Source organism: Pseudomonas aestuarii (assembly GCF_027988105.1).
GTDB lineage: Bacteria > Pseudomonadota > Gammaproteobacteria > Pseudomonadales > Pseudomonadaceae > Aquipseudomonas > Aquipseudomonas aestuarii.
Genome location: NZ_JAQJZJ010000015.1, coordinates 62,159 through 79,023, shown reverse-complemented (window position 1 = coordinate 79,023; position 16,865 = coordinate 62,159). Strand labels below are relative to the sequence as shown.

The window sequence follows — 16,865 nt, the reverse complement described above, 5'->3', positions numbered from 1 at the left end:
TCGATAGCCGTCAGTGTGGCACCGCCAATGCCCTGCCAAGCAGAGCCGCTGCTCATGCTGATGCTCTGCGCATCGGCGATCAGCTCACCCTGAGCATCCACGATGCCCGAGGTGCTCAGCGCGCCAGCAGCAAGCAAGGTCAGGTCGCCGTTGGTGGTAGCCAGATCGCCCACGCTTAGCCCACCGCCAGTCGCTTCCAGCCTTGCTCTTGCCGCGCTGATTGCCACCGCAGCCAGCTGAATGGCGGAGGCCGAAATCTCCAGATCGTCGGACACATTGACCTGCGGCGCTCCGCTGGCGCTAAGCGCGCCACCCAGATCGAAGCGCAGGCTGGCGGCACTCAAATTACCAGTAAGATCGACAGCGCCTACTGACTTCAGATCAAAGCGCTGATTCACCATCACATTACCCAGGGTAAAGCCTGTGGTATCTCGCACATTCAGCCAGGCATTGGCTGCATGTACGCTGAGCTCGTCAGTCCCGGAAAACTGCAGATTCAACCAGTTAGCCGAACTGCCCAGATCATTCAAGCCTACATCCAGCGCAATGCCGGAACCCTGAAGGAAGTGGTTGGCGTCGTAGCCGAGAATGTCCTGATCATTGGACAACGACAGGATACCGCCGGCAGCCACGGAGCCAACCAGCAAATTGGCGCCACTGTGGCTCAGATGCAGGTCACCGGCGGCGCCGGCCTGACGCAAGGCACCCGAGAGTTGCACGTTCAGCGCCTGAGCTGCAGAACCGATGCCGCCCTGGGTGTTAGCCAGATACAGATCATGGGCCTTGAGGTTGGTCACCCCGGCTTGCGCCGCGATTTCGCCATCCACGATAAGACGGATATCGTCATTGGCCGAGGCCAGCTCACCCACGAGTAGCGACGAGGCCGACTCGATATAGATAGAGTCACGCGCGGCCACATTGAGTGCGCCGGACGTGTCGACCTTGATCGGGTCAACCTGCTTGACGGTCAGGGTGACCGAGGCATCGCTAACGTCCGTGGAGATGTCACCCGGCCCGGCCGAAAGCAACGCAGATTTCTGTGCGTTGGTGATAGTGGCCGTGTTGTCGCGCGGTACGCTGAACACCATGTCAGGCAGATTTTTGCCGACGCTGCCGCCACTCGCCAGCAGGTGGATATTCGGCGCAACGATATTGGCCTCACGATCCGTCAGCTGCCCCGCCGCATCGGCACTCAAGGCCGCGGCAGAGATACTGATATCCAGTTGACTCTGCTTCCAGGTCGAGCCTTCAACCATCTGGGTATACCAGCTGCTGCCGGCATCAATGTCCAGCCGGAAGCTGTCGTCATAAGCGCTGCTCAACAGCGCGCCGTAGTCGTAGCCGATCAGCGTTCCTTTCTGTTCCTGGCCAATCGCATCGGCAGTATTGGCATAGATATCCGGCGTGGCCACCTGGTCGGCGAACCAGGACGCAAGTGCCTGGTACTCGGCCTTCACCTGCGCTGTCAGTTGAGTGACATCCGTGGTGCCGTAGCGAACCTTCATGGCTTCTAGATAAACAGCATCAATCGTAAAACCGCTGTCGCTGGTATCACTCAGACGCTGCTTGAGCATCCAGTAGGTGTGGTATTTGCTGTTGAACTGATTCTCGTAGGCAGTCACCGCACGTTCACCGGCAGTACCGTTGAGCAGGTTCAGCGAATCCCATACCGAGGCCTCATAGGCCAGTTCCTTCTCCGACTTCTGTTGCTGGCCAAGGGCATTGGTCAGATTGCCGTTGGCCACCCGGATAACCACATTGTCATTGGCCTCCACGCGCTCAATCGCCAGATCACCGCTGGCTTGTGAAACCACTATGTCGTTGGCGGCGTGCAGGGAAACGGCACCGCTCGAGGCGATATTGAGGTAGTTGTAGGTCGCTGGATCACCCAGCGTACCGAGGCTGCCGATACTGCCTGACAGGCTGGTGAGATCGATGGTGTTGGCTGAAATCAACGTACCAGCATCTTTGCCGACAATGCTCCTGTCCGCCGTACCGAGAATGTCGTACTTCGCCGATAGCTTATCGATGCTCAGGGCCGATCCCATGGCAGTGGCATTGAAATTCAGCGAGCCATTATCGGACTGCAAGGACAGCTCGTTGGTGGTGATCGCCAGCGCATTGCTGGCGCTGCCGATATCGCCATTGGCCTGGATACGCGTGATGCCGGAGGTAATCGACGAGGCACTGGATGCCGTGAAGTCGGCATCGGTAAGGATATTGGTGGTACCGCGCGGGTTGTAGATGTTGCCGGTCAACTGAATCGATGAATGCGAGTCAACACTGATATTGCCTTCCGCCACCCCGGTGAACTGGAAGAGGATCGAGTGATCCGCCTTGACGTAGGTATGGGTATCCATATCCAGTCGGGTGGCAATGCGCACATAGGGGTCGGCATTGGTCAGGCCGGTGCCGTAGTAGTCGCTGTAGCTGATGTTCCAGTTAAAGCCGCTGGTGGACTGGCTGTTGTAGTCGTAAGTCTGCTTGAGATATTGCGCGGCGACACCGCCGGAGCAGGCTTCGGGCTTGGCGGCGCAGCTAGTGTAATAGCTGGCTTCGGTATTCCAGTCGGTGCTGTACACCCAGTCGCCGACCGTGGTCGGGTACTTCGACAGATAGCCGTCCGCCGGCTTAGTGTAGGTCCGCTCGACGGTTGCACCTTCACGGATGTAGAACAGCTGCCCTGCCAGCGGGTTGTAGGTCATGCTCGACGTGGTGCCGCTGCTGCCAAAGCTGCCCATGTCGACCGACGACTCCGGGTCGAGATACGACACCGCCCAGGCATCGGTCTGGTACTGGCGGATCTGATTACCCGGATTGTGGATGTACCACTGCGACACATTGCTCGACTTGTTCAGGTCGGTGATGCGGATAACACCCGTGGCATCGTCACCGGCACTCAGCGTGCCGACCACCAACTGGGTGTTGGAGTCGTTGTTGATGGCGATTTGACCGAGACCATCCTTGACGATGATCTTGCCGTCCGCCCCGGTCGAGGAAATGGCCGCACGAATGGCCACATAACCACCACCACTGACCGGCACCTCATCGATGCCCAGCGTCCCGCTGGCCACGTCATATTTCAGCTTGATATCCGAGGTGCCCGCCGTTTTGGCGATATCGAAAGTGTAGGTCTTGGTCAGATAGAAATACGGGCTGTAGTCCGGCAAGAACAAATACGGTTGGTAATCCGGATTGACGACTCGCAGGTATTTGGTTTCGCCCGGCGTCAGATTGATGGAGTCCCCGGCCGACAAGCCTGCATCCTGCACGAACTGCTGAATCTTGGCGTCGAAACCAGTCCCCACGTTAACCGACCAGCTGTTGTCAGTGCCCACCACGATGGCACCGTTGATATCCAGGCGCTTGGCGTTGATGATGACTTTTTCGGCAATAATCGAGGTGCCGGTATCACCCAGCTGGCTTTTAACCTCTTTGTAGCTGGCGGTCTGCGACAGCTTGCTCTGGTAATCCAGCACTGGTTGGAATTTCCAGAACTGGCCACCACGAAAACTGTCGTTCGAGCCCATAAGGAACACTACAGCATCCGCCCCGGTGTACTCCGCGGTATCGCTGAAGCCCCAGTTGAAATAGATGTTCATCTCGTCGTAGCCGTAGCTCGACGACTGGTAGTAGGGATTCTGGTAGCCACCGATGCTCAAGGCGCGACCGCTAAACCAGTCATTGAAGGCTGCAGTTCCAGTCGCATTAATCGCCGTCGAATACTTGTCGTTCAGATAAAAATGGACGAAGTCTGTGGCGCTCGCAGGCTTCCACTGACGGGTGTAATTGACCAGCGAGTCGGGGTCGCGACCGTAGGTCTGCTCAAGGTTCGGGTTGTTCAGCAGCAGGCTGCCGTTGTCCACATTCAGGTTGACCGCATTGGCCTGGATCAGCGCCTGCTGAATCAGGTCACCTTCGGCAACCGAAATATTGACGCTGGATAGCAGGTTGGTGATGTTGCCATCGACGATTACGTCGGCGCTCTTGAAGTTCGTCCCGGTTGGTGCGTGATTGACGTAAATGCCGGACTTGCTGCCCGCCTGCTCATCGATAAAGGCGCTACCCAGATTGGCACCACCGGTGACGAATACATTGCCACCGGTCTGGTTGGCTATCTCCAGATTCGCCAACATCAGGTGGCGGTCGGAAAGATTGTCGATGGTGATGTTGGCATTGCCCTTGGCGGTAAAGGTGGGCGTACTGCCAGCGGCCATGTTGATCGAACCCGAGGTGAGGCTGACATTGCCGGCCGAAGCCCGAACATCGGCGACCTTGATCGCGAAATTTTCCTGCGGCGACAAGTCATCAACGATGGCTGACAGCAGCACCACCTGAGTTTGCAGTTCGTTGATCTCGTTCGCGTAGGGGTTGCTGCTGACACTGACAATGCCGGTGCTATCGGTGCCGCTACTGCTGCCGGTTCCCACGCCATCCCCGTCACCAAGGGTGGTGCCTTCGGTGACCGTCTCGGTGGTGCTCCAAGCGTCCAAGACCGCGATCTGTGCATTCAGATCATCGATGTAAGCTTGCAGTTCGGCGCGCGATGAATACTTGTCGGCCTGTTGTTCGGCACTGCCATAGCGATACAGCTGGCGCGTGATACCACCGGCCTGGTTGATACTCACCGACTGATAGGCATATTGCCCGGCGGTCACGCTGCCACTGCCATTGAAGGTCAGGACATTGGTGACGGCCTTGTTGCTGGAACCGAAGGTATTCTCGGTACTGAACAGCTCCAGATAGGGGTTTTTCTCGACGCCGGTACCGCTGGCACTGTGGGTTCCCGAGATCGCACCAATGGCGACATGACCATCACTACCGATGGCGAAGTTGTCGCCGAACACCACGTTGTTGTCGAGAACGATATCGCCTTCGGCCTTGTTGCCGGCCGGGATGGGGACCGCCGTCCAGTTATAGATATTGCTGCGGGCATCCGCGACCAACTGATTCTGATACAGGCCGTCGGAGCCACGACCGGCATACAGGCTGATCTGGTCGTAGGCATCCATCACGATGTTGTCGCCAAGCGTCAGGGTATTATCGACATCCACATGCACATCGGCGATACCGCCGGCCACACCGGCGATTGCCCACACGCTGACATTGGCCTCGGCTGCCGCACTGCCCCTCGAATAGGTACCCAGTCCGATCTTGCCCCAGGCATTGCGCAACTCCACCCCGTCACCCAAGGTGACCTGATTGCGTGTCAGCACATCGACATCCGACTCCGCGCCAGCGCCCTGCAAGGCACCACCGACTTCGATCACTGCCTTGTCATAGACAAAGAATTCGGTGCCGGCATCCAACGTGATGCCATTGCGATATCCCTCGTACATCCAGGCCAGGTCGGAAATCTTCAGAATGGCATTGTCGCCAATCTCTACCGCCGCCAGCAGGTGCTTGATGTTCTGGCTGGACAGGGCTGCCGTACCGTTGGCACCACCGCCTCCAGCGCCGTACACGCTGGAGGTGTAACTGGAATCCCACGGCGTTTGAATCTGCCTGGCCTGATTCAGTGCATCGATATTGATATCCAACGCATTCAGGCTGACATTTTTGCCCAGCACCACTTTGGCGTTGGTATCGACCTCAACATCGGAAACGGCACCCGAACCGCCGACCACGGAAACGGTGGTCGAGTCGGTGCCGGCAAAGAAGTTGACTTCGTTGCTCGCTCGAATGATCACGTTGCCGGCGTCGATCGGTACGCTGCGGTAGCCGCTGTACCAGTCATCCACCAGCACCGCTGCCGCATAATTGCCGTTGGCATGATCGCCCGCCTCGACCACGGCTTCCGCCGCACTGCCGGAGACAAAACCACCGCCACCGGCGGTGGTGAACGATTGATTGTTATTCTGGCTACTGGCATCCAGGATCAGGTCGCCGGTGCGCTCAAGCGAGGCATTTGGGTCTTTGCCAAACTCGACACGGGTCGAGCTGAAAGACTCGGCTAGCCCCACCTGATAACCGCCGGCAAAGGCGCCGACAAAGTAACCATCGGCATCGGCAATCTGTACCCCGGTATGCCGGGCGTAGACATTGAAGTCGGCATCCGGGATGGTGACGTAGTCGCCAACCCTGGCCACCGACTGCGCATTATTGCTGGCCCGGGCTTCGGCGCCGGCCACCCCCAGCATCAAACCGCCAGACGCGGCGAAGGCGGCAGCATGGGCGGTTTCATAGTCGGCATCGGCGCCGTCACCGATTTCACTGCGTACAATCACGTCACCACTGCCGGTGAAGCGCACGCCATCGGCCACGGCCGCATGGGCTTCGGCATCGGTCATGGCATAGGCGAAGGAGCCGCCCATGGAGTAGCCGCCGGATACCGTCACCCCGTAGGCGCTGGAGTACAGCTCCGGCACCACCTGCGCAGACAGACTGAGCAGCCCGCTGCCGGTACCAATGGTGCCAAACAGCGTGGCATTGGCGTGGGAGTTGTCGTGGGCGTCAGTCACCACGCCCTGGATACCGGCACCAATGCCACCGGCCAACGAAAATGCCGTGCTCTTGACCATACCGGAACTGTTGGCGCTGACGGTCATGTTGTCGTAACCGTCGACCAGCCTGCCGGCCTTACCCAGCCAGGCGTCTACTTCGCTGGCCTTCTCCACATAGCCGTAACTGACGCCAATCGCGGCGCTGCCCAGATTCACGTTCAGCGAACCGTCAGTTGCAGCGTCCGGCCGACCCGGGTCAATATCACCAATACGCAGCTCGGTGGTATCTGCCGCAGTGACGATCAGATCGCCGGCATCCGAACCGCTGGCCGCAGTAACGCCGGCCACCACGCGGTTTTCTGCACGAATATCGACGTAATTGACCACCACGCTGACGCCGCCCAGGCCAATGACAACCGACTGGGATTCGCCGGCAGCATCTTCGTCGGAGACATTCTCGATGGTGGCACCGACCACCACATTGTCGGCCGTCAGGTTGCTGTCGACTGTGGCAATGCTCATGTCATACATGCGGGTAATGCCGATCACCCCGGCAATGCCGACTGCCGAAACCTGTGCTGCACCAAGCAGCTGATTGTTATGCAGCAAGGCACGGCTGTTCACATTCAGGGTATCGACGTCGATCACGCCGCCGGAGATCCGCGCAGCGGTGACACTTTCACCCGACAACTTCAGTGACTTGCCGGCATCGGTGGCCGTGGTAGTAGCCGGTGCTGCCGTGCGCTCGAGGGTTGCGCCGGAGTCTGCCTCGATGGCGGCAAGGTCCTCGCTGGACAAGTGGCTGTTAAAGCTGGCCGTATCGGTCTGTAGCACAGTGTTTGCTGCACTGCGTGAGGCATCGAACTCATCTTCGGCATTGGTGCCGTCATCGGCGGTGCTATCACCCTGACCAAACAGTGCGACACCAATGCTGACTGCTGCACTGACCACTCCGCCCGCGCCGGCGATGCTGGTAAGGTCGGACTGGCGCTGGGAGGTCGCATCGATATCCAGCAATGTTGCCTTGATATCGCTGCCCACTGCTTCGCTGTACACCTGGCTGCGGCCCAGCACCACGTTGGCGACTACGCCAACACCTACCTTCGCGCCTACGCCAATACCCAGGGCAAACTGCCTGGCGTCGAGGATTTCCTGAGCGCTAAGGATAACGGTGGAGGTCGCCTCGAGGCCGTCCTTGCCACGAATCTTGGTAGTGAAACCGCCGCCGTTGGGCTTGCCAAAAATGCCCGCGCGGGTCTCGCCGCGGAACTCGGTGACATCAATCATTGCCGCCCCGCCAAACCCGGCAGAAACACCGGCACCGAAGGCATGGCTATTAACATTTTCCAGCCGCTGCGCATCCACCGTCAGGTCAGTGACGTTGACCAGCGTGGTACGGGTATCGGTTGCATCACTCAGGTCATTGCCGATCAGCGCCTTGCTGTCACCGCCGACGATGTTCACCGCCATGCCGAAACCGATGCCAGCTGTCCCACCGATACCCACTGCACCGGCCGCAACGTTGGCTTCCTGACGACGGTCAGAGGCAACCGTCAGACCGTTGGCTGTCAGCGTACCGCCGCGCAGCCAGGCTTGGGTGTCGCCCAGCTGTTCGGTAATCACCACCGAGGCCGCGCCACCCAGGCCACTCCCGCCCGCAGCCACGCCCGCAGACACTGCCTGGGCAACTTTCGAGCTGTTGGCATCGATGCTCACTACATCGGCATTCACACTACTGCTGTCGATGGTGGCCTTGGCCGCCTTCTTCTGGCTGTTGGTGGAGAAGCCACCGACACCCGAACTACCGCCGGAAATAGCTACGCCCGCCGATATGGCCAGCCCGGCTTCATGGGCGTTGGCCTGCACCAGTACATCGGCACCGTTCTGATTGCTGACGCCGGTATTGATCGTGCTGTTTTTGATCTCGGCGGTGGTTTCATTAGATGAGTGATTGGTCGCCACATTGACATTGATTGCCAGCGAATCGGCACCCGCGCCACCTACGGTAATAGCCTGCTGTTTGGTGCGACTGGTGGCGTTGACCGCCAGCCCGTCGACGCTTTCCGTGGCTTTGTCCAGATCGAGCAAGGCAAAGCCGGTGGTCAGTGCATCGCGATCGATCGGAGCAGCATTCGTATCGTCTCCGTCGTCCTCAGCCTGACCCGACGTCGATAGATCCGGCAAGGTGCCGTAGTTGGCCAGTGCACCGCTGTCCACGGTCATGCTCGCGCCTTTGCCTTCGGCGATGACCTTGGCATTGTTTACCGACGCGGAGGTGTTGCCGTATTCCAGCGCGGTCGCTATAGCCACTGCCCCGGCACTGCTACCCAGACCGATCCCCAGTGCGCCACTGCCAACCAGATTTTCGCTATACGCGTCGGCATTGACCAAGACATTGTTCCAGGCCTTGACGCTGGCACCCTCAGCGATACGTGCGCTGACATCACCGTCAATAATGCCGGTACTCACCGAGCCGGCGAGTGCGCTCTGCTTGGGTGACGCCGCAACCCCCGCGCTGATGCTCAGCAACCAGTTGTCGCGGGCGGCATCGACGATCAGGTTCTGCACCTTCAGCGTGGTGCTGCCAACCACCAGATTGTCGCCCAGTACGGCCGCTTTGACGTCCGAGTCGACTCTATTGGTCGCCACGGCGATGCCGCCCGCCGAACCCCCACCGGAGCCCGTGCCCATCCAGGCAGTGGAAACACTGTCGGTGAAATCATAGGCCTGCACGGTGACCGTGCCGCCTTCGGTGGCGCTGGCATCGGTGCTGCGATTAGTGCCTACATCCTTGATCGCCGCCTCGACCAGCTGATCGACATTGTTGACGCCGATCGCCCCGGCAAAGGCCAGTCCGGAACCACCGGTAGCGCCGATGGCAATGGCATTGCCGACCAGCAGGTTGTGATCGTTGGAAGCGCCGCTGGTGGCCTTGACCAACACATCGCCGGAGGCCTGCAAGCTGGTATTGGCGATATGCGCCTTGGTCGAGTGCTCGTCGGTGCCCACCAGATTGAGTGCGACCGCCAGGCCGCCTGCTTGCCCCGTAGAACCCGATGTACCCACTGCCACTGCACCGGCGACGTTGACCATGTCCATGTCATTGGTGGCCGTGACACTAACCGTCTCGGCATTGATGCTGCCACTATCGGCACCGGCCCAATCGCCGATCTCTGCCTCGACGCGGTTGTTCAGGCGGTTGACCGCGACCGAACCGACACCCGAGTACTTGCCAGTACTGACGCCGACACCGATGGCCACGGTGTACAGCAGCGAATTGTCGCGGGCATTGACGGCCACATCGGCCGTGCTGGCCACACCCTGATTGACGTTCACATCGGCCATACGCGCCGAGGTATCACTCTTTACGTCGGCATGGGCGTAGGACATACCCAGATTGCTCTTGCCGACCTGCACCACACCGGCCACCGCGATGATGCGCTTGCCGGCCGAACTGTCGTCGTAACTCGAGCCTGTGCCATCGTCGGCGGTGAATACCTCGGTGTTGTCGATGGCGTCGGTGCCGCTGAAGTCGTAGTCGCTGTTGATCGTACTGCTGCCCAGAGCGCTCAGCAGCGTGTCCAGGTCGCTGGCGTCTTCGCCGCTGGCGTTGACGTGCAGTGTCTGCACACCACTGATGTCGGTTTTGCTGATCAGCGCCTTGGTATCGGCACCAATCGAACCCACCGCAAAGCTGCCGGCGAAGCCTTTGGAATTTTCCACACCACCGTTGTAACCACCGCCTGCAGCACCAATACCAATCCGGTTCACCGCGCTGGCCGAAGCGGTCACGCTGTCAAAGTTGGTCAGCGTGCTGCGCGCCCCGTCAGCGCCGCTGATGACCGCCTCAACCGCGGAGCCGCTATAGACGTCTTCGTTGTAGGCCGTGCTGAGCACATTGTTGGCGTCGGGATTGATCCCCGGCAGCATCGCGCTGGGGTCATTGATTTCGGCAAAGGTAATGGCCAGTCCGCCGCCCTGCTTGCCACCCAGGTAGAGCGAGCCACCGCCCACGCCGACAGAGGCGCTGTTGTAGGCAGAAACCTCAAGACGGTCATCACCATCGTTGTTGCTGGTGATCGAACTGCTATCGATACGCGCCGAGGTGCCGTCGTAGATCTGAGCGCCAGACACAGACAGCGCGCCATTGTTGCTGTCGGTGGTGGTCTGCGAGGAACTGGTGATGGCCAGCGCCAGCGCCACCGAGGTGAGTTCACCACCATGCAGCGCCTGCACCTTGACGTCGCCGGCATTGCTAATGGTGCTGTTCTGGATACGCGCCAGCGCATCATTGAAGCTGATTTGGTAAGCAATCGCACCGGCGATGGTGTTCTGGTTCGACGGCGAGTCAGCGCCCAGCTTGGCCAGGGCCGCGCCACCGGATGCGGCAGCGGAAATCACGTTTTCCAGCGCCTGTACCGTGACATTGACGTCTGCAGCATTTTTACCGCGGATCGTGGCGCCATCGATAAACGCTTTGGCATCCATGTTGTTGACCGACACGGCAAAGCTGCCGGCAGCCGTCATGCCGGTTTTGTTGGCATCCACCGCTGGGCTGCTGTCCCCTGACGAACTGTCCGGACTGGCCGCGCCATCACCGACGGCATTACCGATTGAGGCATCCCCCGAGCCGGATGATGCTGCTGTATAGCTGTTCGCTGCGCTCGAACTGGGTTTGTTCCACCAGTTTTCGAATTTCTCGGCAATGCCGGGGTCGCTATTGGGTTCAGTGGTTACCGCCCCGGCTACTGCCAGCGAACCGTTGGTGCCGGCGCTGCGTGCACGCACCCTGAGCTCATTCGCAATGATGGCGTGCGGGTCCGGTACTGGTGTGGTAGGCGCGCTCGGGGCCGGCTGGCTGTCATGCTGAAACGCCACCTTGGCTGACTCGGCGCTGTTGTCGCCGATAAAGGCCTTGGTATCGCCCTGGGCGATGTTGATTGCGATGGACAGGCCAATGGCCGATTCATCCGACTTGTTGAACGCTCCGGAGGCTGCCCAGTTGCCAAAGTCATGATCGGCCAGCACCTCGAGACCCGTCGTATTGACGCTGGCCTGATTGCTCAGTGACGCATGGGTGAGTGACTCGCTATTGAGAATCGCCAGCACACCGTTGAAACCCAGGCCTTTGCCCATGCCGGACGACGGCGTAATCAGGAAATGGCGCTCATCGGTGTGCGCCTTGATGCTGACATTGCCATCCACTATCAGGGTGGACGCACCAATTCCGGCAACCGCATTGGCGGTCTGCTCGACGAAACTGATACTGGCCCCGACCGACTTGCCATTTTCATTGGTGCCATTGCCATTGGGAATCAGCCCCAAGGTGCCGAGATTGCCGGCCAAGTGCACACTCTCGTTCAGGTTATAGGCCTGCACATCCACGGAGTCGGCGAAGTCGAAACTGTAGTCGATGGTCTTGAACGGTTTAGTGGTGTCAAACACGGCTGGCGCTTCGGTGTTGCCCGCCACTATCCGACCGGCCGCCCAGTTGCCGGTGCCCGTGGTGGTGAGTTTGACGTTGTCGCCAATCCACGCCTTGGTGTCCAGATCGTTCCAGACCACGTTCAGCGAACCGCCGGTGGCGGAGTTGTCCGCCGAGGTGCCGGCGTTGGCAAAGGTGGTCAGCACATTGTTCTGCATGCCGCCGATGCCGTTGAACTTGCTCAGCACATCGGAGAAGGAATCCCACTTGTCATAGCTGCTACTGATCGGCACTTTCTGCCGAGCCAGTACGCCTACGTTGAGCGCAGAAATTTCCACGTAGTCGCCAATTTCGGCCACTGCATCGCCTTTGTTGATGGCGAAGTTCAGCGCTAGCGCGAGGCTTTTTTCCGAAGAGCCGGTCTGGTTGCTCCCGCTGGTGCGGCTACTCGGCGAGGCCACTGCGGCTACCGCCGAACTGCGCCAGGCACCCTGATCGTCGCCATGGGCGGCATTGTCATTGCCGCCGGCGATCGATGCGTTATCCGTCCCCAGATCGATGGCACTGGCCAGCAACAGGTTGCCGGTCGCGTTGATCTTCGGCGCGTCGGTCTGCCCGGACTGGTTGTTACCCAGATAGGCATAGGCCTCGTGGTCGGACAGGTTCATGGTAAAGGCCAGACCGCCCTTGAAGGAGATCTTGCCATCGCCGTCCTTGGGTACTTCGGCAGCGGCAGGCTTTTTGGCATTGATCAGGTTGGTCACGCCATCTTGCATTTTTCCGAGGTAGCTAACCGGCTTAGCACCCGCCGTGCGCAAGCCTGTGCTGCTGCCCACGGTCACACTGGAGTTGACCTGCTGATGCACCGTGCGATCCAGCGCGGTGATACTGACATTGCCGGTCTTGTCGCCGGCAGAGCCGAGCGTCGCGCCCATTTCGGCCGTGGCATTGGTGTCGAAGTCCCCGACCGCGACGGCAATGCCATATTCGGTATCCTTCAGGCCCATTGCAGAAGCCGACACCGAGTAGTAATTCTGGTTTTCCGCCGCCAGCACCAGGTTGTTAGCGTCGAGAGTCGCACCGCTTTCAATCACCGCGGTGGCATCCACATCCGACTCGCCAACGGCGATGGCCAGGACGACCTCGTTGCTATCAGCCGCGATCAGATCCAGCGCACTGGCCGCCAGAAACGCTTCGTTATGCGCGGTTACCGTCAGGTTACCGCCTGACTGCACGGTGGCACCGCTTTTGATCTTGGTCGTACTGGTAGCGTCGCTGGTGCTGTAGATGGACGCCAGGGAGGCTTTCCCGCTGGAGGTCGTAACCTGACTGGCCTGACTGACTGCATGGGACTCGGAAGCCAGGGTCACATTGCCGGAGGCCTGCACATTGGCCGTACCCTCCACATTGACCGTCGCTTCTGCATCGGCGGCCATCAGGTAGAAGCCGCCGCCGGTAAACGGACCAAGGGCCATGACCGTGAGGCCGCCTATCGGGTCCTCATAGAATGACGCCGTTGCCTGGGTATGCGCCGTGGCGGTCACATCTTTGGCATGCACCTTACCGGCGAGGGTAACGGACGACTCAGCATGGGCCACGCCAAAGCCGATCGCCACAGTGCTGCTGGCGGTGAGCGTGACATTACCACTGTCGTTGATAGCGACCTTGTCGCGGGCATCCAGCACGCCGGTACTGGTGATATCAATGCTGTTGGCTTCGATGGTGATACCGCCATCGGCCAGCAGGTCGCCGGCAATCAGCGCATTGCCAGTGCCCAGGATGCCGTCCGCCACAATGTGAATGGTGCCGCCGTCTTTGACCAGCGCCGTGGGCGCGGTGTAGTCACCGGTATTCACCGCTGCCGTCGCCACATAACTGGCACCCAGGGCATTGCCGGCGATTAGCTTGCCGCCGCTGCTGACATTGACTCGTGCGCCCTGCAGATCAATCCCCTCTTGGGTGTTGATCTTGCCATCGATCGTGATCAGCCCGGTAGGCGAGACTGCCAGCGTATCGTCGATGCTCTTGCTGCCAGCAATGAGTTCATCGACCTCACCGCTGGTGGGTGTGCGTACGGTCAATTGACCAACGTTAACCACGCCCGACGGGCCAACCAGAAAGCCGTGGGAGCTGGCAAACACCACGTTGCCGCCCAGGGTGCCGTTTTGATAGCTGTTCAGAACGCCGTGAATTTCCGGGGTGCTGTCCTTGACGATATTCACCAGTTTGGTGGCATCGTCCGGCACCGTCAGGTTGACGGTGTTGGCCGAACCGACGACAAAGTGCTTGAACACATTGACCGGGACGCCTGCCACCCTATTGTGATTTTGGATGGTATGCGTCAAATCCGTGGTGGCAATGCTCGCCGTACCGTTATCCACCACAATGTTGTGCGCCGGTGCCGCCAGCGCCTGCAGCGAGACGCTTGAAAGCAAAGTTCCCCAGGCCGCAGTTCGCGCCGCCAGCGATCGTGCAAATGGGCTGCAATGACCAATAGCCAGTGCTAACGGATGGCGAGGAAACTTCATTTTTCGGCCCAATCTATTAATGATGATGAAACAACTTCATTCGGCAAAGCCGAGGCGGGTACCGTCAGGCGGGTACGATCAGATAGTCACGGCGAGACGGATCTCGGGTGATCAGGAGCGGGTATTGAGTTGTTCGCTTAAACGCTGCAAAGCACCGAGGGAGTGCAGGTGGGCATAAGCCCAGGCAAGGTAGCCTTTGCGGAACCAGCTGGTGACAACCTCGTCCTCCAACGCCATAAGCTTGCTCTCATCGATTACAAACAGGCCATCCAGACGCAGCGGTTTCTTGTCTGCCGTCACCACCTGCAAAACGAAAGGCTTGAATACATCCTGCTCGGCTGCTGCCTGACAGAACTCACGGGTACGCAGGTGCTCTGCATCGAAGTTCGTCACAAACTCGATAATCTTGCTCAGGGTATCGGTATAGGTGCCATCATCGGCAAACAGCAGCTCGCCTTCGCCTTGCGCGTCAGCCAGGCCGGCGTAGTCAGCGTCAAAACAGACATTCTTGTCGCCGCTCAGCACGAACGGATAACGACGAATGAAGGCCGGTGTGTAGTTACCCAGCCATCGACCGCTAGCGTCGACTTGTTCGTGCCCTTGATTCTTCAATGAGAGCAAGACAATGGGAAAATACGACCCGTCCTGATCCTGACTGAACAGCACCGGAAGATCGCGACTTGACTCAAAAAATTCGATGGCCAGAAGAGGAACCGAATTCACTTTACTGGTGAACCCGAAGTCTTTCACCGGCGAAAAACGCATGGCCTTGTGCGTATCTTTATTCAGGACCGTAGGGCGCTGATAAAACAAAAGTTCCGGCATTGTGGTCTCTCAATTATTTGATTTTTGATTGATAGGCCACATCTTTATAACCGTTCAAAGTGCCAAAAAACACCCAAGGATTGATCAGAACAATAAATATCCCAGAAATGCGGAACCAGTCGACACTTTGCACTGTATAGCTAATAAGATGACGTCAATTATCAGGCGGCATATAGAACATGTACTGACGCCAAACTTCAGGCACCGCAGGAATCATAAATTGGCGCCAATCTTCAGACCCCTTACCGACTACAACAATCCGAGTGAAACTGCGACTATTGGATTGGGTCTCGTATTTCATTGGCCCAGAACAAATACATGCTTCCTTTCTTCTCCTGATGCATCTCAAGGTTCGCACTTACCTTCGTATTATTACACCCGAACTTATTAACCACCTGCTTACATAACGCAACTGACAACGTCACACATAATGATATCCATACATTTAAACTACAGCGCCCGGCAACGTAACCCACCACTACGCTCTACGACTAGCCAACTGACGCACCCCAAGAGTTTGGAGTCGATGTTGGCGATTCACTGTGTCTAGCCGAGGTGTACGTCGGATCTACGCGCTGTCTCGTCCTCAGAAAACCCAGCGCATTCCAGATCGTTTAAATGTTCGGGCCGAACACTGGAATAACGCCGAGAAAGTGCAAAGCCCTGTTGATGAATGAATTGGCCATAGCAAATCAGCTATCGCCGGTAGAGCACGAGAATCGCTACTCCCAGAGCCTGGAGAATGTCCAGAAAACCCAGAGCGATTCAGCGCGCCCGTTCGTACTGCGAAATAAACCGTTGCGGCTGATGCCCAAACGATATGGACAGAGGTGCGGCTATGTGGAACTTGCTTGGTCGCGGTCAAACAAACTGATAAGCGGGCGATCCTCTCGCTGCATCGCATCTGCGCCCAACTGCTGAAATTTCGCATTATGCAGAGCAACGGCTTACGAGGCCTGTTTTATGCTTTTGGGATTCTGTTGCCCGAGGGTTATGCCCAGCTGAGCAAAACCATTGCGGATGCCTTCGCGATGCAGAAAGTCAGGCGCCTCCGATATTGCTGGAGAAACTGCGCGAGCAGTGGGCGCGGGTCATTCGGAACCTGGCGCTGGCAGCGCGGGCTAACATGCTCGCCAGAACCCTTTGGGCTGTACTTGCCAGGAGTTCTCCGTACCGGGCCGAGCTTTTTTCCGCATGCCTACAGGGCATCGAAAACAGAAGCCTAAGGCCTTCACAAGGAGCGCAGGCGGTAAGTCCGTGATGGCGAAAGAGGTCAGACTGTGAAGGGCTAGACCTGATAGGGAAATGAGCCAGGGTACTGCCCACAGGTCGATCTTCAGGTGCGGGCCTCATCAGCAAATTCCAGCAGGGCCAGCAGGCTTATCTGGCATGCTCAAACAGGCCGGATATAAGACTGCTCCTGCCCAAACGCCAGCATGCCTATCTATTGAGCTCCAGGAGCGCCCACTTTTATATGGCCTGACGTATTAAGCACAGCCAGTGCAGAGTGATACTCAGGCCCGCACCAGAGATCACCGACGACCAATTTTTTGTCGCGTTCGACCCTTCCACTTGAGGCCAGAGGCCTGACCTCTGCACGCCAGAGCCGGACAGCTGGAGCAAAGTGAAGTCGCGTACCGACCA

2 protein-coding genes and 1 pseudogene are annotated in these 16,865 nt (G+C 58.6%); 1 reads left to right on the top strand and 2 read right to left on the bottom strand.

Annotated features, from left to right (window positions below; translation table 11 throughout):
- Positions 1-14,162: leukotoxin LktA family filamentous adhesin (locus tag PH586_RS22395; RefSeq protein WP_271350023.1), on the bottom strand; the 14,162-nt coding region annotated here is incomplete at its 3' end.
- Positions 14,163-14,507: 345 nt separating this feature from the next.
- On the bottom strand, positions 14,508-15,221 hold the full coding sequence (locus tag PH586_RS22390; RefSeq protein ID WP_271350022.1) for a SapC family protein: 714 nt from the start codon (positions 15,219-15,221) through the stop codon (positions 14,508-14,510).
- A gap of 765 nt (positions 15,222-15,986) precedes the next feature.
- Between PH586_RS22390 and PH586_RS22380 the strand changes: the two are divergent.
- Positions 15,987-16,482: pseudogene (locus PH586_RS22380) on the top strand (hypothetical protein); the annotation flags it as partial.
- Between the last annotated feature and the right edge of the window lie 383 nt (positions 16,483-16,865).

What these genes read in the sequence shown, in the direction of transcription:
- PH586_RS22390 (WP_271350022.1), bottom strand. Translation starts at nt 15,221, where the DNA reads ATGCCGGAACTTTTGTTTTATCAGCGCCCTACGGTCCTGAATAAAGAT.